Origin of the sequence: Brevibacterium sp. BDJS002, assembly GCF_028201555.1 — a bacterium.
Lineage (GTDB): Bacteria > Actinomycetota > Actinomycetes > Actinomycetales > Brevibacteriaceae > Brevibacterium > Brevibacterium aurantiacum.
The window spans coordinates 367,605-390,229 of record NZ_CP116392.1; the positions used below are offsets into that span (position 1 = coordinate 367,605).

A 22,625-nucleotide genomic window follows, 5' to 3' on the forward strand; every position below is an offset into this window, starting at 1 on the left:
AGAATAACTTCACTGACGAAGAGGTCGCCATGGTCCACAGGTTCTCGATCACGCTCACCCAGCTCTCGTACTTCGCAGAATGCGCGAAGACACTGAACATGACCACGGCCAGCCAGGAGCTCCACATCGCCCAATCGGCGGTGTCCACGGCGATCAATCAACTGGAGAAGGCGCTTGGTGCCCCGCTCTTCGTGCGCCAGCACTCCAAGGGCCTCGTGCTCACTCCCGCCGGTGAAGGGCTGCTGCACGAGACCCGCCAGATCTTCGGGCTCATCACTGATGCGGTCGAGTCGATCCAAGCCGGGCAGAACGAGGTCCGCGGCACGATCGTCCTCGCTTGCTTCAAGACCCTGGCCCCGTTCATCCTTCCCCAGCTCATCGGGCGGCTCAACGAACGCCACCCCGAGCTGTCGATCGAGGTTGTCGAGGGTGACCATGAGGAGTGCATGGCCGCGCTGCGCAGTGGGCGGGCGGAGATCGCGATCAACTACGACCTCACCGACGCCGAAGGTATCCAGGCCCAGCGGGTCGGCGAGGTGCGACCGCACGTCATCGTCGACACGAGCCACCGGCTGGCCGGGAAGAAGAGAGTCAAGCTGTCCACGCTCGCCGAGGACCCCCTCGTCCTCCTCGACCTGCCCGACAGCCGCGAGTACTTCCTCACCATGCTGCGTTCGGCCGGCATCACTCCCAAGGTCAAATACAAGTCCTCGAACTACGAGACCGTGCGCTCGATGGTCGCGATGGGGCTGGGGTTCTCGATCCTCAACCAGCGCCCCGACATCGAACAGACCTACACCGGCGCGAAGACGGCGATCCTCGAAATCGCTGACCCTGCTCCGAGCCTGCACCTCGTCGTCTCGGCGTTGTCGCAGGCGGCAGGAACAGCGAAGGCGAGGGCTGTGACGACGATGATGCGCGAGATCTTCGCCGAGGCGGCCTCGCCCGAAACCTCTGCCTGACCGTGTCGATTCCGCTGAGCTTCGAGATACCCGGAAATGATTGACTCCTTACGGCTACATCTACTCAGTAGATGCAATTGACCGTCAACAACTATTGGCATTGACACTCTCAACTGCGGTTTGCTGGATCACGAGAGGGCGGACACCATCATCGCCCCACGAGCAAAGACGCAAGTGCCGTATCTGCAGGTCAGACGCGGTTTTCGAGAACAGGAGTGTCCCATGCCGGGCAAGGAAACTGAGACCACTGAAGTCGTCATCGTCGGCGCGGGCCAAGCCGGAATCGCGATGAGCGAGCACCTGCAGTCCAGGGGAGTGCCGCACATCGTTCTCGAGAAGAACCGGATCGCCGAGGCGTGGCAGTCCAGGCGTTGGGACTCCCTCGTCGCCAACGGCCCCGCCTGGCACGACCGGTTCCCGACTCAGGAGTTCGCTGACGTCGACCCCGACGGATTCGCGACCAAGGATCAGGTCGCCGAATACTTCCGCACCCTCGTTGATGACAACAATCTCCCCGTGCGCACCGGAGTCACCGTGACCACAGTGACCGAACGCGAGAATGCCCGCGGCTATCTGGTCGAAACCGACCAGGGGACCATCGCTGCTGACTACGTCGTGGCCGCTACGGGCCCGTTCCAGACTCCGACCATTCCAGCCATCATCCCTGAGAGTTCCGGGATCACCCAGATCCACTCAAACTCCTACAAGAACCCCGCACAGCTCGACGAAGGCGCTGTACTCGTCGTCGGTGCGGGATCCTCAGGCGTTCAGATCGCTGCAGAGATCAAGAAGTCCGGCAAGAAGGTCTACCTGGCGGTGGGTCCACACGATCGCCCGCCGCGGGCCTACCGCAACCGCGACTTCTGCTGGTGGCTCGGAGCCCTGGGCAAATGGGATCTGGCCGCACCACCTGTGGGCGCCGACCACGTCACGATCGCCGTCAGCGGCGCCGAAGGTGGGCATACCGTGGACTTCCGCAACCTCGCAGCCTCGGGAATCACCCTCCTGGGACGGGCCAACTCTTATCTCGACGGCAAACTGCAGATCGGCTCCGACCTAGGCGCAAACATCGCCCGCGGTGACGACAACTACCTCTCCCTGCTGCGCGAGGCCGATGAGTACATCGAACGCAACGGCCTCGATCTGCCACCCGAGCCTGAAGCACACGTCCTCGGCCCTGAACCCGACAGCGTGACGAACCCGATTCTCGAACTCGACCTTGCTGACGCGGGCGTGACCACCGTGATCTGGGCGACCGGATTCGGTGTCGACTACTCCTGGCTGCAGGTCGACGGTGTCCTTGACGATCGCGGCTACCCGGTCCAGCGGCGTGGTGTCACCCCTGTTCCCGGCATGTACTTCCTGGGCCTGCCATGGCTTTCGCGCCGTGGCTCGAGTTTCATCTGGGGCGTGTGGCACGATGCGAAATATCTTGCCGACCAGGTCGATATCCAGCGGAAGTACCGCGACTATGAGCCAGATCATAACGCCCTTCTCGAGGCCGCAGTATCGTGAGATCCGAGGGACAACCTCGGCGATCATGACGCATCCTCACGACGAAAGAAGGCACCAGCGGTGACCGACAGCGCTTCCGCCCCAACCCGCACCGAGACCGATTCGATCGGCAGCCTCGAAATCCCCGCTGCAGCGTATTGGGGTGTGCACACTGCCCGCGCGAACGAGAACTTCCCGATCGCGCGCCGACCGGTTTCCGTCTATCCCGATTTCGTTCGTGCCTTCGCCTGTGTGAAACAGGCGGCGGCACGGGCGAACCTTGAGATCGGTGCCCTTGATGAGCAGCGGGCCAACCTCATCGACGCCGCCTGCGAAGAGATCAAGGGCGGGCGACTCCACGACGAGTTCACCGTCGGCGTGATCCAGGGTGGGGCGGGCACCTCGACGAACATGAACGCCAACGAGGTGATCACGAACCGCGCACTTGAGATCGGCGGCCACGCGAAGGGCGACTACTCGTTCATCAACCCCAACGACCACACGAACCACAGCCAGTCGACGAACGACACCTACCCGACGGCGATCAAGATCGCGCTGGCCTTCTCACTGCAGAACCTCCTCGGCGAACTCACGCTTTTGGCGGATGCCTTTGCCGCGAAGGGTCGCGAGTTCTCCGACATCATCAAGGTCGGTCGCACTCAGCTCCAGGACGCGGTGCCGATGACCCTGGGCCAGGAATTCAACGCCTTCGCCACCACCCTGCGTGAGGACGTCCAGCGGCTCGAAGACGCGGTCGCACTCCTCGGCGAGGTCAACATGGGCGCTACGGCGATCGGAACGGCGATCAACGCCCCTGTCGGGTATCAGGAAGCGGTGATCAAGCACCTGCGCACAATCACCGGACTCGAGCTCGTCACCGCCGGCGACCTCGTCGAATCCACCTCGGACACCGGCGTCTTCATCACCTTCTCCGGGGCGCTCAAGCGCAGCGCTCTGAAGATGTCGAAGATCGCCAACGACCTGCGTCTGCTGTCCTCAGGTCCGCAGGCCGGCTTCGGTGAGATCAACCTGCCTGCCCGTCAGGCCGGCTCGTCGATCATGCCCGGCAAGGTCAACCCCGTCATCCCCGAAGCCGTCTCCCAGGTCGCCTACTCCGTTGCCGGTGCCGACGTCACCGTGTCCATGGCCGTCGAGGCCGGCCAGCTCCAGCTCAACGCGTTCGAGCCGGTCATCGCCCATTCCCTGTTCCAATCGATCACCTGGCTCGAGCGTGCCTGCCAGACCTTCCGCGTCAACTGTGTCAACGGCATCACTGCCAACGAGGCGGCCCTCGAGGACACCGTGGCCCGTTCCGTCACCGTCATCACCGCTCTGGCCCCGGTCATCGGTTATGCCCCTGCCGCGCAGCTGGCCAAGCAGGCGCTGGCGACGAACGAGCCGATCTCCGACCTCGTCGTGGCCCAGGGGCTCCTCGATAGGACTCAGCTCGAGGAGATCCTCAAACCCGAACGCCTCACCGGCCTGCCTGCCGACCATGGTGTGGAGAACTCGGCAGATAGCGCCGAGGCGGTGCCCCGTGACGAGATGACCTCGGAGCTGCCGGTGGTGCCATCTCCAGAGTGACCAGACTTGGCCGTGGGCGGTGTGAGGTGGGGTCCGCTGGTCAGCGAACCGGTGGAGCGTCGGAACTCGACGAGGGGTTCCTTGTTGCTGTCGTATTCTTCCGTTTACCTGGGTGGCCGCTAACGGCGGTGCCAGGAGCTGGCGCACAGGGCATCGCAGGAGCTGTGCGCCGACGAGCGCAGTGAATATTCCTTCGCCGAGTGCTAAGCTGGGGGCATCAGACATCGTCTCCCTCTGAGTCCTCGGACTCAAGGAGACGATTTTCATTTGCGCGATAATGAGCTGCATGCACTTCACAAAAGCGTTCAAAGAGCGCGAGGATCTGATTACAGACTTGGCTGAAGCTGGGCTGAAGATTCCGAATCACGCACGCGCCCTCGGTTTCCTCACTCGGGTGGGCTACCACCGGTCTGGAGCATACCGCTACGTGTTCCGTGAGCTGCTGCCTGCCGACCAGATCAATGCCGCAATGCGCGAATACCGAGCTGCCACGTACATGACAGGGGCGAGCATCGATCATGTCATAACTCTTGAAGAGTTCGACATGAAGTTGGCCCGCATCTGCCTAGACGGGACTTTGGACTTCGAAATTCGCTTGCGTGCTTCGATTGCGCACGCTTTGGCCAGGTTGGATCCGGCTGCGCACTTAGACCGAAACTGCCTTGACACCGCGAAGTGCAATACGCTGATCCCCAGGAGTCAGCCACCTCAAACTAAATTCCAGGCCTGGAAACGCACCGTCGATAGAGCCATAGGAAGTGCGAAGCCGGAAGAGGACTTTGTTGCTCATCACCTAGCGAAATATCCCTCTCAACCATTACCGGTCTGGGCCGTAACCGAACTTCTCAGTTTCGGGAGCTTGCCGTATCTCTTCGAGCTGATGAAGTCCGCTGATGCCCGGGCTGTGGCCAATGATTTTGGCTTCATGCATCCCGCCCCGTTCGGGAAAGTCGTCCGGGCAGTCGCCGATTTGCGCAACTACTGCGCCCATGGCTCGCGGCTTTTCAACCGACACTTCAAGCGCGCGCAGTCGATCGCGCCCAGGCACACAGCTGGCCCATTGCTGGACCACGTCTCAACCCCTGGATATTCTCGCACTTCAACTGAGAGCAAGCGGCTCTATATAAATGCCGCCGTCTTGGCCTTCATGCTTAGGTCACATTCTGAACCGAGTGATTGGCCTGCCAGGTTTCGAGATCACATCCTGTCCTTCAGCCTCCCGCTAATCACACCCGATGGACATCGTGTAGTCACGCCGGAGTTGGACATGGGCTTCCCTGCGAGTTGGAACACCAAGCTCCTGTGGCAGTAACTTCTGGACGATAGTCGACCACCAGGTTTGGGTGGAGAGCAGACACTTACACGACCCCCGTGCCTTTTGGGGTCCGCAGGTCACCTGCCGTACCTATCCATCTCAATCCTTCTTGAGCTCCAGTACTTCCCACGCAAAAGTCGCAACCCAGTGTGAGGCCATGTACTCGTCGGAGACTGCGGCTTCGAGTCCCGGTGCCATGAGTGCGTCGACTCGGGTGAGGAAGCCCCTGGTGCGGTCGGCGGGGTCCAGATTGCCTGAGTCCTCGGTAATCTGAAGCAGTCGTGGAGCCAAGCGCATGATCGAGGCGGCAACGGAGAGCCCTAGACCATAGAGGTGGCTCTGATAGCCGTCCGTCGGATCGAGGACCTCGACGGGGGAGAGTGCGGGAGACTCCGGCGTCAGTTCCGAGAGGAAGTCCGGCAGCCACACGGCGAGCTCGTCGGGGGTGAGGATCTCGGCCATGAGGTCGGCCTCGCACAATCCGGGGGAGAGGAAGTCCTGGCCGCTGCGTTCCTGAACGAAGTTCCAGGAATGATCGTCGGCGAAGCAGCGACGAGCGGATGCCGCGATTGCGTCGACGACGTCGTGTCGGCCGAGTAATCGTGCGCCGAGCAGAATGCGGCGCAGACCGAAGGCGGTATTCGGGTGGATTCCGTGGCGGACGGGTTCGGGCATGTGTGGAAGCCATGCCACGGTCAGGTCGAAGACCGTCTCGGCGAGCACCTCGGCGCCGGGAGCCAGATCACGTAACTGTGGCTCCTCGCTGGCCCGAAGTGCACGCACGAGTTCGACGGCCCAGGCCCAGCCATAGGGACGTTCCCAAGTCGGGTGCTCGCGGAGGAACTTTGCTTCGGCGGCGAGATTCTCGGTGCTGAGGTTCGAGGTGAGGACTGTGATGGCCTCGTCGCGCCAGGGTGCGGACTGGGCAGTCTCGGTGCTCAGTAGGGTCACGAGCAGGTAGTGCATGTGCACGCTGGAGTGCCAGTCGAAGGAGTTCGCGAAGGCCGGGTTCTTCTCCCGCGGTTCGACGATGTCGGCAGGTGAACCGGCGACGTGGTGGGCGGCGTACGGATAGTCACGGGTGATGTTGCTCAGGGCCACCTCGGCGAAGGGGGTGACGAACTCTGCAGACTGCGGCATGGATCCTCATCGGTTCGGGGATTTCACTCTACTCGGACGGGGCGCGTTGGCAGTTAGAGTGAGAACTGGCAGCGGCTCAATGAGGGGAAGGTGGGCGCGGGGTGGCGAGGTTTCCTCAGGTCTATGGCAAGACGGTCGATGAGCACACGCGTTGTGAGCATTATGCGACCGAGCTCGACATCATCGCCATTCGCTTCGCGTGCTGCGACCGGTACTATCCGTGCCACCTCTGCCACGCCGAGACCACCGATCATCCCGCCCAGCAATGGCCGCGTGAGAAGTGGGATCAGGCGGCCATCCTCTGCGGAATGTGCTGGTCACAGCTGACGATCGACACGTACCGGAGTACCGATGCTTGTCCCGAGTGCGCGGCGGCATTCAACCCTCGGTGTGCGGCGCATTCGAGCTACTACTTCAAGGGCTGACTCAGCGACCGCCACGTAGTTATCGCGGATTCCGCTGGGCGCCGTCCTCTCGTGCAGCTTGCTGCGAACCTCAGCTCACGAGGTGGCCGTCAATATTTACTTTAGGCAATCTAAAGTAAATATTCTCGGGCGGATGGTGACTTTAGCTCTGACCGCCATCGTTGCCAGGCTCTGCGTCCAATTCGTCTTTGCTGTTGCGATCAAAGAGGACGATGAACGTGGCGCCTGCCAGGATCAGCCCTGAGGCAATGACCGCGATGGGTCCGAAGTCGAAGGGCAAGACGCCGCGCAAGATCTCACGGACCGTTGAACTCGGATCGGCAAGAGTGGCGGCGACGAAGATCGCGACCAGGATTGAGACACCCAGGGCTGCGAGACGATTCCATCTGCCGCTGATGCGTCCCGAGAGTAGTCGCCCGGCCTTGATGATTCTGCCTGTACGCAGAATACGTAATGCGCCGACGAGTCGAATGATGCGAAACAGCTGCACGGGGCCGAGGGCGAAGATGACTCCGATGATCACGAGAACTGTGAGCACGATCAGCCACAGGTGCCGTTTGAACCAGGACTTCTTGTCAGGAGTAACGAGGAAGAGTATGAGCGTCTCACCTACGAGGACCAAGCCGGACAAGAGATTGATGACTCTGCCGGCGTCGCTCCACGGCTCAGAGAGGAAGGTGAGGAAGATTGCTGGGATCGAGACGAGTGCGGCGACCAGAACCGGCACTGCCAGGCGTTCCTGCCAGCGTTGCTCCCGGGTCGCTTTTGAGTCATCAGTCATCGTCACTATCAGGATAGTTGGTTGGCGCTGTGCTACCCCTCGAGCAGACCCCGAATGTCCTCGGCCGTCACCGTCTGGCTGAATGCCTGCCCGTTGGGGCCGCGCCCTTCGAAGGCTCCGCCGTCGGTCATGAGCGAGGAGAAGAGCTCGGCCTTCTTCTTCTGCAGGGCCAGGACCTTCTCCTCGATCGTTCCCTCGGCGACGTAGCGGTAGACCATGACGTTCTTCGTCTGTCCGATCCGGTGCGCTCGGTCGATCGCCTGATTCTCCGTCGCCGGATTCCACCACGGGTCCATGAGGAAGACGTAGTCGGCCTCTGTGAGGTTGAGGCCGAACCCGCCGGCCTTGAGGCTGATGAGGAACACCGGGGCGGCACCGGACCGGAACTCTTCGACGACCTGGCCGCGATTGCGAGTCGAGCCGTCGAGGACGACGTAGGGGACACCTCGGCGATCGAGATCCTCGGCGATCTTGGTCAGGAATGAGGTGAACTGGCTGAACACGATCGAGCGGTGGCCCTCGGCAACAACATCCTCGAGGCGCTCCATCAGCGCCGCCAGCTTACTCGAGGGCACACCTTCGTGTTCGCCGTCGACGATGCGCGGGTCCAGGGCGAGCATGCGCAGCAGGGTCAGAGACCGGAAGACGATGAACCGCTGCTTGTCGTACTCCCTGTCGATGAAGCCGAGGATCTTCTTCCGCTCCTTCTGCAGCACCCGATCGTAGAGCTTGCGGTGCGCGGCATTGAGCTCGACATTGATGACCTGCTCCTGCTTCTCCGGCAGATCGGCTGCGACGAGATCCTTCGTGCGGCGCAGCATGAACGGCCTGATCCGCTTCTGCAGCTGTCCCATTCGTCCCGGATCCTCACCACCTTCGATGGGCCGCACGTATTCCTTCTCGAAACGATGCGAGCTGGGGAAGAGTCCAGGTGCGGTGATGGAGAACAGTGACCACACATCGCGTAGAGAATTCTCCAGCGGAGTGCCCGTCAGAGCCAGGCGGAAGGGTGCGTTGACCGACTTCGCGGCCTTGTGGACCTGCGAGGAGCTGTTCTTCACGAACTGTGCCTCATCGAGGATGAACCCTGCCCAGTCCAGGCGGGAGATCGGGTCCTCGTCCAGGCGCAGCATCGCATAGGACATGACGATGAGATCGGCACCGGCGACCACCTCGGCGAGGGGCTTCTGCCTCTTCTTCGTCGACTCGGAAACGACACGAACGTCGAGGTCAGGGGTGAACTTCGCGGACTCCTTTGCCCAGTTGTCCACCACCGAGGTGGGAGCGACGACGAGGAACGGCGGGTGCGGTTCCCCGCTCCCAGAGTTCGCGTGCTCGGCCTTTGCGTGGGCGATGAGTGCCAGGGTCTGCAGGGTCTTGCCCAGGCCCATGTCGTCGGCGAGGATCCCGCCGAGGTGGCACTTGTGCAGCAGCGCCAGCCACCGGAATCCCTGCACCTGGTAGGGCCGCATGGTGACGCCGTTCAGGTGAGGGACTTCGACGGCGGGCAGGTGGTCGAGGTCGAGCAGAGCCTGCGCGGATTCCTGCCACGACTGGGCGGGCTGGGCCTCGTCAGCGAGCTCCTCGAACTCCGACCACAGGCCCACATGCAGGCGCGTGATCTTGGGCGACTCGGGTTCCCACTCGGGGATGAGATCGGCCTCGGCCAGGAGCGCCTTGAGCTTGTCGAAGGCGGGTTTGTTCAGCGAGAGGAAGGTGTCATCGACGAGCTTGATCTTCTTCGTCCCCGACGCCAGGGCTTTGTAGAGCTTGACGAAGGGGATGGGCTTGCCGTCGATGGTGATCTGGAAGCCGAGGTCGAACCAGTCGTTCTTCTCCGACTCGACCGAGGTGATCGTGATGTTCGGTTCCCCGCCGAGCTCACGATAGGGCTGCTTCTTCCCGCGCGTGATGACCTTGACGTGCTCGATCTCCTCAAGCCCAGGCAAGACATTGACGACGAAGTCCGCGGTGTCGACGTCGGAGAGCTCCATGTCGCGGGGGTGACCGGGCGGTTGGGTCTCAGCGAGGACGGACGCGACTTGGTCGAGCACGCCGCCTTCATGCTCTAGGTCGCGATTGTCGCGCGGGTCCGGAGTCGGGGTGGGGCGAGCGCCGGCTGTGGTGCGGATGGCGGAAGTCCCGAGCTTCGACAAGGGCACCACGGGCAGGGTCCGGCGCGGTCCCGAGTACTCCCAGCACCACTGCAGGCTCAGGTGGTCCTTCGCCCCGTAGACCATGAAGAGGACCAGCCGCGGCTGGCTGAACTGGGGGAACTTCACCGTTTCGTCGGTGCTGACGACCTCGGCGGAGGTGCGCAGCAGCGGGTAGTACTCCTCGAAGAACTCCTCGGATTCGCTTGCCGGGATCGTGATCGGGCCGGGCGATTGGAATACTGAGAGTGCTGACTGTGCGGTCGGTTTGGCCGCCGGTGCCATGGCTACGGTGAAGCCCGTGCGCAGATCGACGCCGAAGAACCCGTGCGTCCAGATGGGCTTGGTCAGACCCGGTGAGAATTCGCGTTGATCGATCGTGACCCGTGGCTGCACCCGCAGCTGGTTCTTCACCCGGTTGACGTCGATGATCGCCTTTGACTCACGCCCGATGTGCACGTCCATGCCCTGATTGACGCCGACGAGTTCGATCCCAAGTTCGGCGGCCTGAGCGAACATGTCCCACAGCAGCGGAGTGTGAAAATCGCCGAGGTTGTACGGCGCGCCATCGGGTGTGAAGTCGGTTTTGTCCCGGGTGCGCAGTCCCGAAAGTTGGGTGAACCATTCCTGGTGGCGGGGATCGACGTTGAACTGTCTGGCCATGCGATCGATGGTGCGCCAGGTCAGGGACTTCTTCACCCAGTTGCCGGATTCGCTGAGGATCAGCGGGCGGATCGCAAGGCTGGGATTGGAGCCGGGGGAGACCTCCTGCTTCTCCAGCACGACGGAGTGCTTCGGTTCGAACCAGGTGCGGGCCACGACCTCGACGAGCTCGAATCCCAGGGCCACAGGCGTATGCTCCTGCGGAGCCACCTCGGCGAGGGAGGCGAAGGCATCACGCCAGCCGGCAGCGTGATGGGACGAAGCATGGTCAGTGTCGGGCACTGTGCCATCTTCTCATTGAGGGCGGACATGTCGGTTCTCAGCGCCCACAGAACATCGTGTGGACACGCGATGTGGACACAGTCTTCGAAGGAGAACAGACTGTTGATCATGGGCCACGAGGGGGAGTGCGAATACACCGATGCGCAGAAATGGATGGTCATCAAGGGCCGGAAATGGCGCAGAACCGATCCGGAACTGCCTGAGGATATGGTCGCAGAACTGAAAAGCCACCTCGGCACAGCGCGCAACGCTGTCCGCACCGCACAGAAGACGGGTACGGACGAGGATGTCAGTGTTGCCCGAAATCGGGTCTCTATCGCCAAGCACGGACTCGGAGAACGAGGCGACTATTGGTGGCAGATGGACGTGGACCAGCGAATTGCGCGCGCTGAGGAATCCTTGGCCCGTCTGCGGTGAGGACCGTGGAGCGGTAAGTGCGGCTGCGCGATTAGGGCAGGAATGACGGAGCGCGCGAACGGTGCCGATTCGTACTGGCTTGGGCCCTCCGCTGTGATACCTGGCGGAGTTAGAGTGAAGAATGCCCGCTTATCCCGAAATATTACAGACTGTTCTCGACACGACTGAACCGCGGAGACTGGCGGAGTTCTATCGCCAGTTGCTCGGCTATTCCTATCGAGATGGTGATGCTCCTCCAGCGGAAGACCAGTCTGATGATGCCGACTGGTTGGTGCTCGTCGACGCAAACGGAGGGAGACGACTGGCCTTCCAGTGTGTCGACGAACTTCCGCCGACGACATGGCCGAGTTCGGAAGTCCCGATGCAGCTGCACATCGACGTCACTGTCGCAGATGTCGCTGAACTCGAATTCCATCGGGATCGCGCCTTGGGCATGGGCGCGAAGCTGGTGCTTGATCGTAGGGAAGATCCCGATGAGCCGCTCTACGTGCTCGCAGATCCTTCGGGGCACCCGTTCTGCATCTTTGTCGCGTAGGGGTCGGTGAGAGCGCCTGCGTCAGGGGTTGAACAGTTCGATCTCGTCCGGGGCGTAGTAGTCCTGTGCCCCGGCGCCCGTCCGCACGAGGTACTTTCCGGTCTTCTCATAGAGATAGACGACGGTGCCGACACTGTGTGCCATTGCTCCGGACGTGACCTGGACGGTATCGCCGATATTGAACTCAGTCATGGTTCAGTCTAAACATGCCGACTCGAGGAAGAGGCCAATACACTGGACTCAGTCAGGCAATGATGAGGCACCGACGACGCGGCGGCGAGGGGAACGGCTAGTGGGGTGGAGCACCAGTGAGTTGGCGGAGCTGACCGGGACGACGGTCAACACGATTCGGCACTATCACAAGCTCGATCTGCTCGCGGACCCCGAGCGGATGAGCAACGGGTACAAACAGTACGGACCCTCACATGTGCTCAGGCTCCTGCAGATCCGACGACTGCGCGAACTCGGAATCCCCCTGGCCGACATCAGCTCCGTTGAAGACGACCACGAAGCGCAGCAGCTCGCGCTCAAGCGGCTCGACGTCGAACTCGGGGAGAACATCGCTGAGTTGGAAAAGGCCCGTGAACAGATCGCGAAGCTGCTGCAACACGGCGCCCCAATCGACACCGCCTCAGAATTCATCGACATCGCGGCCACGATGTCCAGCCCCGATCGCAGCCTGATGTCCCTCTACTCGCGTCTCTACGATGAGGCGACGATGGCTGAGATGAAGACGATCATGACCGCGACGACTCCCTATGACCGAGAAGTCAATGACCTCGCCGAGGATGCCGATGACGCCACTCGCGCGAGGCTGGCCGAAGCGATTGCGCCAAGTATGAAGGAGCATCTGGAGACCAACCCCTGGCTGCTCGCCCCGCACCACGGGATGCGCGGAGACGTCGCCATGGGGCAATCGGCCATCATCGGATCGATCACTGAGCTCTACAACGAAGCCCAGATCGACGTCATGCAACGAGCCTTCATCCAGGTATACCCGACCTTGGACGTGGCGGAAGAACACCGTGAGCGTTTCACCGCCTTCATCAAAGCCCGCATAGCCGAGGAATCTGGCTGAGGATTTCCTGAGTTCAGTCCTCCGGACTTGACCCTGTTCTGAGAACACAGTTTCCACTGGTAGTAATCAATCGGACTACTTCCAGAGGACATCATGAACACCGTCATCACCTTCTTCCAGGACCTCGCCTCCCACGTCCCCGACCTCCTGCAACCGCTCATCATCGCGCTCGCCGGCGCAGTGCCCTTCGTCGAAGGGGAGATCTCTGCCGTCATCGGCGTGTGGGCCGGACTCAACCCGATCGTCGCAGGCCTCGCCGGGGCCATCGGCAACTTCGTCTGCGTCACCGTCATCGTGTTGCTCGGTGCCCGGGCACGCAGGGCCGTGGTCACTCGCCGGAGCCGAACTCGGGAGAGCATTCCCGTTGGGGTCGGAGGGCCCGGAGCAGCCATTGCCGACGAGAGCACACCTGCCGATTCGAGCACAACGGCGGAGGGTGAAGCGAGGTTCCTAGACCAGCCACCTGTCGAAAAGAAGCCCGAATCGAAGGGCCGCATCAAGTTCAAACGCTTCCTCAACCGCTTCGGAGTCCCGGGCGCGAGCCTGCTCGGCCCCCTGGCCATCCCCACCCAGATCACCTCGACGATCTTGGTCAGCGCAGGCGTCAAGACCTCCTGGATCCTGCTGTGGCAGGGAATCGCCATCGCAGCCTGGACGACTTTGACCACGCTTATCGCCATCGGAGCACTCGGCCTCATCACCAGTTGAACTAGAAAGGAAGAGTCATGACCACCGCATACCGACACAGGAAAGCCCTCACCTATTCGGCCCTGATCCTCGTGGCCACCGGACTCCCGTTCGCGATACCGTTCTCTGCCACGCTGCTCGGCTGGGCACTCGAAGTGCCGATGCGCCTGGCCTTCTCCGAGTCGATGCTGGCCACACTCGGCGTCTTCCTCGCTTGGTTCGTCATCTCCCGGCTCATCGACGTCATCCTCGATGGCAGCGACATCGGCGGCACGCTGACCGGACGATTGGTCTCGGCCGGTGCCTCGATGGTGCTCCTGGGCGGCGGTTACTTCCTCATCGTCGACTCCGCGCTCGCCTCACTGCTCATGGCCGTCACCGTCTGCGGACTGCTGTTCGCGCTGAGCTTCGCCATCGACCGTGGAATCGGTGCATCCCACGTAAGATGAAGTCAATGAATGATTCCGCCGCTGACAGGTCCCACACCGCCGCCCCCGCACTCATCGGGGCGCTGCTTCACCTCGCCGCGATCGACGCGGGCCTCGGCTCGGCCACGTCATCTGCGCTGAGTCCCGAGGACAGCGAGATCCTCACCGAGGTGGAAGTTGCCCTGCGCAATCAGACCTTGAGCGGGCGAGGCGTGGACGATGCCCTCGCCGAGGTGGCCGGATCCATTGCCAGCGTGCGCAGGTCTGCCAGCCCGGTGCCGCTGACCGCAGCGAAATACGAGAGGCAGCGCACCGCCGTCCTCGGCCACCTTGGCGTGGCCTCGAGCAAGGGCGCGAGCGTGTGGCCGCCGACGAGTCAGACCGCCGTCCAGCGCTTCGGCTCCTGGAACGAGGCGCTGAAGGCTGCAGGGCTGGCGACGAGCTCGGTCGGCCGCGCAAAGGGTCAGCTGCGCTTTGATGAGGCTGCCTACGATCAGGCAATTGCGACGTTCGTCGCTGACTGTGACGACCGTGATCTCGGTGCCACCTACAAGGCCTACGGCGAATACGCCGCCGAACATAAGGGTGAAGTGCCCTCGGCCGCGGCGGTGCGGAAGTTCTACGGAAGCTGGAGCGCAGCGCTCGCCTCGGCGGGGTGAGGGTCTGGTCGCCATCGGCTACCCGAACCTGCAAAAGCGCGGCGCAGGTGGAGTGGTCGTGCAGGTTCGGGTAGCTGGTGGCACAAGGACGGCTCAACACCGCAAATGTGCAAATACACAATTCTGAGTCCCACCTCGGTGTGAAATTTCATTGTCGCCGAAGTGCGCACAGGGAAGAGTGATGACAGTCACTTTCAATTCTGTTCATCTGCACTCCGGGAGGCACCACCATGAGTTCGCCAACTCGCACCGACGACGGATCCGTCGACAACTCGGGCACCGGCACAGCCGCCAGCGCTCGCCTCGATCGCGCGAAGATGCGCAAGATCGCGACCGCCAGCGTCATCGGCACCACCGTGGAATGGTACGACCTGTTCCTCTTCGGCACCGCCTCGGCGCTGGTGTTCAATCAGGTGTTCTTTCCTGAGCTCTCACCGGCTTTGGGTACGATCCTCGCGTTCCTCACCTTCGCCGCTGCCTACCTGGCGCGCACAGTGGGAGCGGTCCTGTTCGGACACTTCGGCGACCGCCTCGGGCGCAAGTCGATGCTGCTCGTCTCCCTCCTCGTCATGGGTGGTGCGACCCTGGCCATCGGCTTGGTCCCCGACTTCAACACGATCGGCATCGCCGCCCCGTTCATCCTGCTCACCCTGCGCATCATCCAAGGGTTGGCGCTCGGCGGCGAATGGGGCGGGGCGGTTCTCATGACCGTCGAACACGCACCTGAGGAGCGCCGAGGCTGGTACGGCTCGATGGTCCAGGTGGGCGTGCCCGTGGGGACCCTGCTGGCCAACCTCGCCTTCCTCATCGTCACCGGTCTCGTGTCCGAAGAAGCACTCATCTCCTGGGGCTGGAGGGTCCCGTTCATCGCCTCCGTGCTGCTCGTGGCCGTCGGCATCTACATCCGCCTCAACATCGAGGAGACGCCGAGCTTCCAGCAGGTCCGCGAACAGGGTGCGAAGGCCAAACTGCCCTTCGCCCACCTCATGCGCCACTACTGGAAGCCCGTCATCCTCGGCGGCGTCGCTACCCTGTCGACCGGGTCAACATTCACGCTCATGGTTGCCTCCGGCGTCAACTACGGAACCCAGGAAAAGGGGCTGTCGAGCAACTTCATGCTCTGGGTCGTCCTTGTCGCCTGCATCATCGGACTCGTCTTCATCCCGGTCTTCGGCCGCCTCTCCGACAAGGTCGGACGGCGCCCGATCATCGCCGCAGGAATCGCCGGCGAAGTCATCCTCGCCTTCCCGTTCTTCTGGCTCATGAACACCGGCAGTCCCGCCGCAGTCTTCCTCGCCTACGGGCTGATGATGATCGCCTTCTGCGCGAACTACGGACCGATCGCGACCTTCCTCGCCGAGCTCTTCGGCGCGAAGATCCGCTACTCCGGACTGTCCGTGTCCTACATGCTCTCGGGCCTGCTGGGCTCGGCAATCACCCCCGCGATCACCGTGTGGCTGCTCGACGTCACCGGCAAGTCCGACTCGATGGCCTGGTACATCGCCGGCTCCGCGGTCCTGTCCCTCATCGCCCTGTTCCTGCTCACCGAAAACCGTCTGCAGAGCATCGACAAGGCGGATACCGCTGAGGCCGGAGTCAACGCTGACACCACCGCCGAGGTGGGGGTGGAGAACCGATGATCCGCCGCATTGAAACAGCCCCGGGTTTGGCCCCGAGTATCGGCCCGTACTCACAGGCAGTGGTTGCCAATGGGTTCGTCTTCACCACCGGGCAGGTGCCCTTCGCCGCCGACGGCATCACGCCTGAAGCGTTCGAAGACCAGGTGAGGACGTGCCTGGGCAACCTGCGATCGGTTCTGGAAACCGCCGGCAGCGGCATCGACCAGGTCGTCAAGGTCAACGCCTATCTGACCGCGCCGGAACAACGGGAACCATTCAACCGTGTCTATGCGGACTTCTTCGGAGAGGCCAAACCGGCACGGACCACCGTGTGCGTCTCCATCTGGGACATCTCGCTTGAGGTCGAATGTGTCGCGGTTGTGGGAGACATGTCCGAAGCCAAGGGTGGGGCTGCATGAGTGCTGCGATCCCAGCTGAATTGATCGAGGCGCTCCGGGAGGTCGAGTTGCCGACGCTCGGTCACTTCCTCGAGGAAGGGTTCTGCACGCCGCGCATGGTCCCGATCAACGCGGGAGCGCAGATGGTCGGTCCGGCTCGAACTCTTGACCTGCGCGAGCCCGATGCGCTCGCCGTCAATCGGGCACTGCACGGACTGAACCCAGGTGACGTCCTCGTCATTCGGGTCGCAAGCGGTATCCACGCCCCGGTCGGGGCGGTCACTGCGGCTGCAGCGATCGCGCAGGGTGCCGCAGGCATCGTCGTCGATGGTCCCGTCACCGACGTGTGTGCACTGCACGACGTGCAGGACCGGTTGCCGGTCTTCGCCACGGGGCTGATCGCACGGACGACGAAACGCACCGGTCGCCTCGGCGATGATGTCCTCGATTGTGCGGTCGACATCGACGGCGTCATGGTCAGCCCAGGTGATCTGGTGCTCGGCGATCGTCAGGGTGTGCTGGTTCTTCCGCCGGCAGGGCCAGGGGACGAAATCCTTCAGGCGGCGTTGGCCTCCGATCGTGGCGAGTCGGCGCTGTTGGCGAGGATCGCGGCGGGCGAGGATCTGCGGGAGCTGCTGCCGGGATAGGCGTTCAGAGGCGTTCGATCATAGTGTTGCAGGCCTCGTATTCCCATATGACTGTGCGTGAAAACGTGACGTTTTCCAAAGCGCACCTCCTGAAAAAAGCGCGCGTCGAAGCGAACCCATGTGATGTCTGCCAGTTTGCGTCAGAAGAAGTGTGGTGCGCGGGCTCTGAACCTTTATCGGAAAACTCCGAGATCTCGCTCGCTGGGTGATTGCCCCTGAGGTCCGGAATCAGCGGCATCGCGACAGCGGTTGGTCCACCGGTACTGGCACGGGCGGCGTGCGACGTCGATATAGACTTCGCAGGAATTTCGTGTGTACGCGCGGTTCCTGGAGCCAGTCTCTACGTCAACGAGCGGCACGCTGCCGTGCGGTCCACTGGGAACCGCACAGCGGACAGAACCTCACTCGAGAAGGCGTCCTCCCTTGATGACGGAGTGAATTGAGCTGTCTGCGTCGCCCAGTACTGAAACGTCGTCCAGCGGATTGGCGTCGAGGACCAGCAGGTCGGCGGAAGCCCCTGCCGCTACCACGCCGAGGTTGCCTTCCTGTCGGAGCAGTTCGGCGGCTGTGGTCGTGGCCGAGCGCAAGACCTGGTGGGAGGTCTGAACTTTGGCGCGAATGGAAAATTCCTGGCCCTGGTGTGGGTGCATTCCGCCCAGCAGATCAGAGCCGTAGGCGATCTTCACATTGTGCTCAGCTGCCAGCTTCAGCGCATCCAGGCCAGCGTAGAGGACGTCGTCGATCTTATTCTGGCTAGCTTCCGGCAGGCCGAATTCAGCGCCATCCTGCTTCAAACGCTCGTATGTCACGAGGGTGGGGACGAGGAAAGCGTTCTTCTCGAGAAGGAGTTCGACGCTCCGGCGATCGATGAGGTTGCCGTGTTCGATGGAGCGAACGCCGAGTTCAAGACCGCGATTGACCGACTTCGCAGTGTAGGCGTGTCCGAGTACATACCGATTCGCCGCTTCTGCTTCCTCAACTGCTGCTCGGATCTCATCGTCTGAGAACTGGGTCGAATCGACGCGGTCAGTGGGGGAGGCCACTCCGCCTGAGAGCATAATTTTGACGTGATCCGCACCCGTGCGCAGATTCTCCCGGGCGGCCTTTCGCACCGCGTCAGCTCCATCGCAGACAATGCCGATATTCGGACAGCACAGGTGCTTGTCCATGACATGAGTCCCGGGCCCGCGCATATCTGCGTGCCCTCCGGTCTGCGACAGCGCCTTGCCGCCGAAGAACAGCCGCGGCGCAGGGAAGAGATTCTCGCGCGCTGCCGCCGCAATACCGAAGTCTGCGCCTCCGGCATCACGCACGGTGGTGAAACCGCGACCGAGCATGTCTCCCATCAGGCGTGCGGCCTGGGCGCCGAGGTAGTAGGGAGATTGATCGCCCAGGTTGCCGAGGTTCGCGGTGGCAGCCAAGACATGGACGTGAGCGTCGATCAGCCCGGGGGAGACGATTCTGCCTTCGGCATCGAAGCAGTCGGACCCCGAAGGAGGGCCGCTTCCGCCGACCTCGATGATCTGCTCGCCATTGATGGTCACTGTCGTCGGCTCGGATATTGTTGCCGTATCCACGTCGAGGACCCGTGCGTTGATGATCGTGCTGATGCCCTGACCGAGATGCATTCCGTGTCTCCTTCATTGGATCCGATTAGGATGATGGGCCCAGAGTAGATGAAATGCAACATTTTTTGCAATGGAGGTCCGAACTGTGAGCAGCTTCTCCGAGTGGGTCGACACTCTTCGATCGGCTGCACGGCTGACGCGTGCGACGAAGACGATACTGGGTGTGATCAAGACGGACCCGGAAGAGGCTGCATACTGCTCTGCCCAAGCTCTTGCTGACATAGCAGAGGTGAATGTCGCCACTGTCGTTCGGGCCGCTCAGTCTCTCGGATACTCCGGTTGGCCGGCCCTCTCCGCCGAAATCCGCACCCGCTATCTGGCGTCGCTGAGCCCACGCAGTCTGTATCTGCACAATCGAAGTCAAGGGCTGTTGGCGACAACGATCGACAAGGACATCGAACTGCTCGAACGAATGCGCGATGGTCTCGATGAGAGCGCTTTGAACAGAATGAGCGAGCACATCATCGCCTCCGAGTCCACGGGTGTGTTCGCGACGGGCTCCTACGCGGCCCCCGGAATGCAGCTGTCGCATGTGGCCCAGATGCTCGGCTACCGAGTGCGTCTGCATTCGGGCTCAGTGACGTCGATGGTGAACGAGGTCAATCTCCTCACCTCGCATGACTGCTTCCTCGCAATCACGCTGTGGAAGTCCTCCCGTGCCGTGGTGCAGCTGGCCGAGGTCGCGCGTGAGCAGGGGGCCAAGGTCCTCGTCATTGCCGATCGACGGACTGCGTTGACCGACATTGCCGACGAATATGTCCTCGTGCCCGCCGAGTCCTCCGAGCTGATCTCATCGCTCGTGTGTGCAACCAGCGCCGTCCAGTATCTGCTGGGGTGCCTTGCCCGACATGACGAGGAGCGGACCCAAAGCATGCTCGGACGCATCGACGACCTCTGGGGAGCCACCTCGGCGATCGCCGAAGAATGAGACGTTTGCAAAATATGTTGCATTCACCTGTGCTCATCGTTGAGAATCGTGGTCAGCGCATCTGTGCTCCACGACACAAGGGAACCCTATGAACCTCACATTCGTCATCGTCCTCATTGCCTACGTGGCGATCATGATCGCCATCGCTGCGTGGTTCGGTCGTGCTTCTGCCATGAAGGACGGCGAGGACTTCGTCCTGGCCGGCAAATCCCTGCCCACCTGGGTTCTCGCCGGGACCCTGCTGGCGACCTTCGTCGGCTCCGGTTCGATCATCGGCGGAGCGAACTTCATCTTCAGCAATGGTCCGCTGGCGGGGATTCTGTTCTTCGGCGGCACCTTCTGCGGGATCATCGTCCTGTACTTCATCGCTCCCAAAGTCCGGAGAAACGGGTTCCGCACCGTCCCGGAACTGTTCGAATCCAAGTTCGGCCGACCGGTTCGCGTTGCGGGCACCATTGTCGTCCTCGTGGCGTTTATCGGCATCACCGCGTACCAATTCACCGGAGCCGGTTATATCCTCACTCTCATTACGCCGCTGAGCACAACGCAAGCGACGATCGTCGCCACGGTGCTCATCACGTTCCTGTCGCTGTCAGGCGGGCTGAAGTCTGTAGCCTGGACCGACTTCCTCTCGGCCGTTCTCATTGTGATCTCCCTGCTTGGAGCTCTCGTCTGGGTGTTCCTCAATGATCTCGGCGGTTTCGGCAGTTACGTCGAACGGCTGGACCCTGCGTTCAAGTCCTTCACTGGTGTACTCACACCCTGGCAGATCCTGGGCTACTTCCTGCCACTGTTCCTCCTCATCCTCGGAGATCAGAACATGCACCAACGCCTCGCATCCGCCCGCTCTCCCAAAGTCGCCCGCAACGCGACGATCCTGTTCTTCATCGGAGCTGCGCTGATCGTCGCGCCGATCATTCTGCTTGCCTCAGGCTCATCCATTCTCATACCCGAGACCAATCCGGACATGGCGGTCCTCGCACTCGCAGAAGGCGAGTTCACGCCCGCGGGCATCGGTGCCGTACTCCTCGTGGCCGCACTTGCGCTCATCATCACCACCGGGTCGTCCTACCTCCTGACTTGTTCCGGCAACGTCGTCTACGATCTCGTATTCATCAAAGACAAGGAACGAGGAAACTCCAAGAAGGGGGTCCTGGTCGGCAGGGCTTCTGTTCTTGCGATCGCGATCTTGGGCTTCATCATGGTTCAGTTCTTCGAATCTGTGCTCGCTCTTCAGATGTACGCCTATACGATGTATGGCGCCGCGATCACCCCGACGGTTCTGGCCGCCCTGTTCTGGAAGCGAGTCACGGCAGCTGGCGCATTGTCGTCAATGGTCGCAGGTGGCGTCGTGACGGTTCTCTGGGAGGTCAGTGGCAGATCCGAGGACATCAATTCCGTCATTCCCGCGCTGCCTGCAGCGATCGTCGTCCTTGTCGTGGTCAGTCTGGTGACCAAGCCGACTGCCGCTCGGAGGAAGTCACCTGAGATGGACAGCAAGATTGTGCACGAGTCGTAGAAGCAGCTTCAGAGCGTACCTGCTCCGGCCACCTGAACCTGCAAAAGCGTCGTGCAGGCGGCGGTGTCGTGCAGGTTCGGGTAGCTGGGGCTGAGGAGCTCACCGCGACGCGGCGAATGCCTCCAGCCGGTCGCATGCGTCGTTGATCGTCTCGGGTGAGACGGCGAATGTCAGGCGCAGGTAGCCTTCTCCGGCGGGTCCGAAGGCGGAGCCGGGGATCGTGGCCAGGTTGTGGTTCTCCAGCAGCGCTATCGCGAGTTCCCAGGAACTCAGTCCCCACTCCTTGACGTTGACGAAGGCATAGAAGGTGGCTTCGGGGCGGATGACGCGCAGCCCGTCGATGGCGTTGATGCGATCGATGAGAATCTCGCGCCGTTCGGCATAGGAGGCCACCATCATGCCGACGTCCGTCTGTGGTCCCTCGATCGCGGCGATCGCAGCCTCCTGAACGAATCCGGGCAGGCTCGAGGTCAGTCCCTCCTGGAGCAGGGACATCGGAGCGATGAGGTCCTCACCTCCGATGACGAAGCCGCAGCGCCACCCGGTCATCGCATAGGTCTTCGAGAAGCTGCCGATGGCCAGGAACCGGTCGAAGTCTGGGCGCACCTCGGCGATGGATGTGAACACGGCATCGTCGAAGACCATCTGGTCATAGACCTCGTCGGAGATGATGGTGAATCCGTGCTCATCGGCGAGATCGGCGATCTGCTCGAGCTCGGCCCGGTCCATGACCGAGCCCAGCGGGTTCGAGGGGCTGTTGATGATCACGGCCGCGGTTCTGTCGGTGATGGCGGCCTGGACATCCTCGGCGCGGAGCTTGAAGTCGTTGACCTCCCGCACGGGAACCGACACAGCCGTCCCGCCGAGGCGGTGGACCTGACCCATGTAGTTCGGGAAGCTGGGATCGGGGATGATGACTTCTTCGCCCGGGGAGACGGTGACGTCGAGGGCGAAGGTCAACGCCTCCATGGCACCGAAGGAGACCATGACGTTCTCCGGGCCGATGCCCCGATCCCAGCGGCCGGAGTATTTGCGGGCGATCGCGCTGCGTAATTCGGGGATGCCGGCATTGGCGACATAGCGGGTGTTGTTGTTCTCGATGGCTCTGATACCGGCGGCCTTGATGTGCTCCGGGGTGTTGAAGTCCGGCTCGCCGACGGTCAGTTTCACCGCATCGGGGAAGTCGAGGGCGAGGTTGAACATCTTGCGAATGCTCGAGGCCGGGTAGTTCTCTGCCACCGGTGAGATGCGGCGGTACGTGCGGGTCATGGAGTCCTTCTTTC

Annotated in this window: 22 protein-coding genes; 16 read left to right on the forward strand and 6 right to left on the reverse strand. The window is 62.2% G+C overall.

Going from position 1 to position 22,625, the window contains the following annotated elements:
* Window positions 1-29 precede the first annotated feature (29 nt).
* The 4 genes from PGC08_RS01700 (at window position 30) to PGC08_RS01715 (ending at window position 5,352) form a co-directional block, all read left to right on the forward strand.
* Complete coding sequence (locus PGC08_RS01700) at window positions 30-962, forward strand: LysR substrate-binding domain-containing protein (protein ID WP_271709355.1); 933 nt, start codon at window positions 30-32, stop codon at window positions 960-962.
* Window positions 963-1,184: 222 nt separating this feature from the next.
* Complete coding sequence (locus tag PGC08_RS01705; RefSeq protein ID WP_127362636.1) at window positions 1,185-2,477, forward strand: flavin-containing monooxygenase; 1,293 nt, start codon at window positions 1,185-1,187, stop codon at window positions 2,475-2,477.
* 60 nt (window positions 2,478-2,537) lie between these two features.
* Window positions 2,538-4,040 (forward strand): aspartate ammonia-lyase, encoded by a 1,503-nt coding sequence (locus PGC08_RS01710; RefSeq protein WP_271709356.1) that lies wholly within the window; start codon window positions 2,538-2,540, stop codon window positions 4,038-4,040.
* A 286-nt stretch (window positions 4,041-4,326) separates the two neighbouring features.
* Window positions 4,327-5,352, forward strand: coding sequence for an Abi family protein (locus PGC08_RS01715; protein ID WP_271709357.1), 1,026 nt, complete (start codon window positions 4,327-4,329; stop codon window positions 5,350-5,352).
* 102 nt (window positions 5,353-5,454) lie between these two features.
* Here the strand turns inward: PGC08_RS01715 and PGC08_RS01720 are convergent, their stop codons facing one another.
* A complete protein-coding gene (locus tag PGC08_RS01720; protein WP_271709358.1) occupies window positions 5,455-6,495 on the reverse strand; it encodes a DUF2891 family protein in 1,041 nt (346 codons plus the stop codon).
* Between the two features lie 101 nt (window positions 6,496-6,596).
* Here PGC08_RS01720 and PGC08_RS01725 point away from each other — a divergent pair, with 101 nt between their 5' ends.
* Window positions 6,597-6,920: a CHY zinc finger protein gene (locus tag PGC08_RS01725; RefSeq protein WP_096145676.1), complete on the forward strand. Its 324-nt coding sequence runs from the start codon at window positions 6,597-6,599 to the stop codon at window positions 6,918-6,920.
* A 142-nt stretch (window positions 6,921-7,062) separates the two neighbouring features.
* On the opposite strand, the gene PGC08_RS01730 is transcribed toward PGC08_RS01725, so the two are convergent.
* Both PGC08_RS01730 and PGC08_RS01735 read right to left on the reverse strand, forming a co-directional pair.
* Window positions 7,063-7,701 carry a hypothetical protein gene (locus PGC08_RS01730; RefSeq protein WP_009883487.1) on the reverse strand — a complete coding sequence of 213 codons (639 nt, stop codon included), beginning with the start codon at window positions 7,699-7,701 and terminating at the stop codon, window positions 7,063-7,065.
* 32 nt (window positions 7,702-7,733) lie between these two features.
* Window positions 7,734-10,799: a DEAD/DEAH box helicase gene (locus tag PGC08_RS01735; protein WP_271709359.1), complete on the reverse strand. Its 3,066-nt coding sequence runs from the start codon at window positions 10,797-10,799 to the stop codon at window positions 7,734-7,736.
* Window positions 10,800-10,868: 69 nt separating this feature from the next.
* On the opposite strand from PGC08_RS01735, the gene PGC08_RS01740 reads away from it, so the two are divergent.
* Both PGC08_RS01740 and PGC08_RS01745 read left to right on the forward strand, forming a co-directional pair.
* Entirely contained in the window at window positions 10,869-11,216 is a 348-nt protein-coding gene (locus PGC08_RS01740) for a biopolymer transporter Tol (RefSeq protein WP_244223241.1), read from the forward strand.
* A gap of 121 nt (window positions 11,217-11,337) precedes the next feature.
* A complete protein-coding gene (locus PGC08_RS01745) occupies window positions 11,338-11,751 on the forward strand; it encodes a VOC family protein (protein WP_271709360.1) in 414 nt (137 codons plus the stop codon).
* A 21-nt stretch (window positions 11,752-11,772) separates the two neighbouring features.
* Here PGC08_RS01745 and PGC08_RS01750 read toward each other — a convergent pair whose 3' ends face one another.
* Entirely contained in the window at window positions 11,773-11,943 is a 171-nt protein-coding gene (locus tag PGC08_RS01750) for a hypothetical protein (RefSeq protein WP_164743291.1), read from the reverse strand.
* 121 nt (window positions 11,944-12,064) lie between these two features.
* Between PGC08_RS01750 and PGC08_RS01755 the strand changes: the two genes are divergently transcribed.
* The 7 genes from PGC08_RS01755 to PGC08_RS01785 all read left to right on the forward strand — a co-directional run bounded on the left by PGC08_RS01755 (window position 12,065) and on the right by PGC08_RS01785 (window position 17,267).
* A complete protein-coding gene (locus tag PGC08_RS01755) occupies window positions 12,065-12,829 on the forward strand; it encodes a MerR family transcriptional regulator (protein WP_271709361.1) in 765 nt (254 codons plus the stop codon).
* Between the two features lie 93 nt (window positions 12,830-12,922).
* Window positions 12,923-13,537, forward strand: a complete 615-nt coding sequence (locus PGC08_RS01760; RefSeq protein WP_271709362.1) for a small multidrug efflux protein — start codon at window positions 12,923-12,925, stop codon at window positions 13,535-13,537.
* 17 nt (window positions 13,538-13,554) lie between these two features.
* Window positions 13,555-13,965 (forward strand): hypothetical protein, encoded by a 411-nt coding sequence (locus PGC08_RS01765; RefSeq protein ID WP_271709363.1) that lies wholly within the window; start codon window positions 13,555-13,557, stop codon window positions 13,963-13,965.
* Between the two features lie 5 nt (window positions 13,966-13,970).
* Window positions 13,971-14,603: a homing endonuclease associated repeat-containing protein gene (locus PGC08_RS01770; protein WP_271709364.1), complete on the forward strand. Its 633-nt coding sequence runs from the start codon at window positions 13,971-13,973 to the stop codon at window positions 14,601-14,603.
* A 230-nt stretch (window positions 14,604-14,833) separates the two neighbouring features.
* Window positions 14,834-16,243 carry an MFS transporter gene (locus PGC08_RS01775; RefSeq protein ID WP_271709365.1) on the forward strand — a complete coding sequence of 470 codons (1,410 nt, stop codon included), beginning with the start codon at window positions 14,834-14,836 and terminating at the stop codon, window positions 16,241-16,243.
* On the forward strand, window positions 16,240-16,641 hold the full coding sequence (locus PGC08_RS01780; protein WP_069599285.1) for a RidA family protein: 402 nt from the start codon (window positions 16,240-16,242) through the stop codon (window positions 16,639-16,641). The genes PGC08_RS01775 and PGC08_RS01780 overlap by 4 nt, the downstream gene beginning before the upstream one ends.
* Window positions 16,638-17,267: an RraA family protein gene (locus tag PGC08_RS01785; RefSeq protein ID WP_271709366.1), complete on the forward strand. Its 630-nt coding sequence runs from the start codon at window positions 16,638-16,640 to the stop codon at window positions 17,265-17,267. The genes PGC08_RS01780 and PGC08_RS01785 overlap by 4 nt, the downstream gene beginning before the upstream one ends.
* Before the next feature lie 401 nt (window positions 17,268-17,668).
* On the opposite strand, the gene PGC08_RS01790 is transcribed toward PGC08_RS01785, so the two are convergent.
* Window positions 17,669-18,895, reverse strand: coding sequence for a metal-dependent hydrolase family protein (locus PGC08_RS01790; RefSeq protein WP_069599287.1), 1,227 nt, complete (start codon window positions 18,893-18,895; stop codon window positions 17,669-17,671).
* A gap of 85 nt (window positions 18,896-18,980) precedes the next feature.
* On the opposite strand from PGC08_RS01790, the gene PGC08_RS01795 reads away from it, so the two are divergent.
* Window positions 18,981-19,823, forward strand: coding sequence for a MurR/RpiR family transcriptional regulator (locus PGC08_RS01795; RefSeq protein ID WP_271709367.1), 843 nt, complete (start codon window positions 18,981-18,983; stop codon window positions 19,821-19,823).
* Window positions 19,824-19,911: 88 nt separating this feature from the next.
* A complete protein-coding gene (locus PGC08_RS01800; protein ID WP_271709368.1) occupies window positions 19,912-21,342 on the forward strand; it encodes a sodium:solute symporter family protein in 1,431 nt (476 codons plus the stop codon).
* A gap of 99 nt (window positions 21,343-21,441) precedes the next feature.
* On the opposite strand, the gene PGC08_RS01805 is transcribed toward PGC08_RS01800, so the two are convergent.
* The gene (locus PGC08_RS01805; protein ID WP_271709369.1) at window positions 21,442-22,611 is read right to left on the reverse strand and encodes a pyridoxal phosphate-dependent aminotransferase; all 1,170 of its coding nucleotides are present in this window, start codon (window positions 22,609-22,611) and stop codon (window positions 21,442-21,444) included.
* Window positions 22,612-22,625 lie beyond the last annotated feature (14 nt).

Coding starts and splice junctions, on each gene's coding strand:
- PGC08_RS01740 (WP_244223241.1), top strand. CDS start 10,869: ATGTGGACACAGTCTTCGAAGGAGAACAGACTGTTGATCATGGGCCAC.
- PGC08_RS01785 (WP_271709366.1), top strand. CDS start 16,638: ATGAGTGCTGCGATCCCAGCTGAATTGATCGAGGCGCTCCGGGAGGTC.
- PGC08_RS01745 (WP_271709360.1), top strand. CDS start 11,338: ATGCCCGCTTATCCCGAAATATTACAGACTGTTCTCGACACGACTGAA.
- PGC08_RS01805 (WP_271709369.1), bottom strand. CDS start 22,611: ATGACCCGCACGTACCGCCGCATCTCACCGGTGGCAGAGAACTACCCG.
- PGC08_RS01705 (WP_127362636.1), top strand. CDS start 1,185: ATGCCGGGCAAGGAAACTGAGACCACTGAAGTCGTCATCGTCGGCGCG.
- PGC08_RS01800 (WP_271709368.1), top strand. CDS start 19,912: ATGAACCTCACATTCGTCATCGTCCTCATTGCCTACGTGGCGATCATG.
- PGC08_RS01780 (WP_069599285.1), top strand. CDS start 16,240: ATGATCCGCCGCATTGAAACAGCCCCGGGTTTGGCCCCGAGTATCGGC.
- PGC08_RS01790 (WP_069599287.1), bottom strand. CDS start 18,895: ATGCATCTCGGTCAGGGCATCAGCACGATCATCAACGCACGGGTCCTC.
- PGC08_RS01770 (WP_271709364.1), top strand. CDS start 13,971: ATGAATGATTCCGCCGCTGACAGGTCCCACACCGCCGCCCCCGCACTC.
- PGC08_RS01700 (WP_271709355.1), top strand. CDS start 30: ATGGTCCACAGGTTCTCGATCACGCTCACCCAGCTCTCGTACTTCGCA.
- PGC08_RS01715 (WP_271709357.1), top strand. CDS start 4,327: ATGCACTTCACAAAAGCGTTCAAAGAGCGCGAGGATCTGATTACAGAC.
- PGC08_RS01720 (WP_271709358.1), bottom strand. CDS start 6,495: ATGCCGCAGTCTGCAGAGTTCGTCACCCCCTTCGCCGAGGTGGCCCTG.
- PGC08_RS01750 (WP_164743291.1), bottom strand. CDS start 11,943: ATGACTGAGTTCAATATCGGCGATACCGTCCAGGTCACGTCCGGAGCA.
- PGC08_RS01730 (WP_009883487.1), bottom strand. CDS start 7,701: ATGACTGATGACTCAAAAGCGACCCGGGAGCAACGCTGGCAGGAACGC.
- PGC08_RS01775 (WP_271709365.1), top strand. CDS start 14,834: ATGAGTTCGCCAACTCGCACCGACGACGGATCCGTCGACAACTCGGGC.
- PGC08_RS01760 (WP_271709362.1), top strand. CDS start 12,923: ATGAACACCGTCATCACCTTCTTCCAGGACCTCGCCTCCCACGTCCCC.
- PGC08_RS01765 (WP_271709363.1), top strand. CDS start 13,555: ATGACCACCGCATACCGACACAGGAAAGCCCTCACCTATTCGGCCCTG.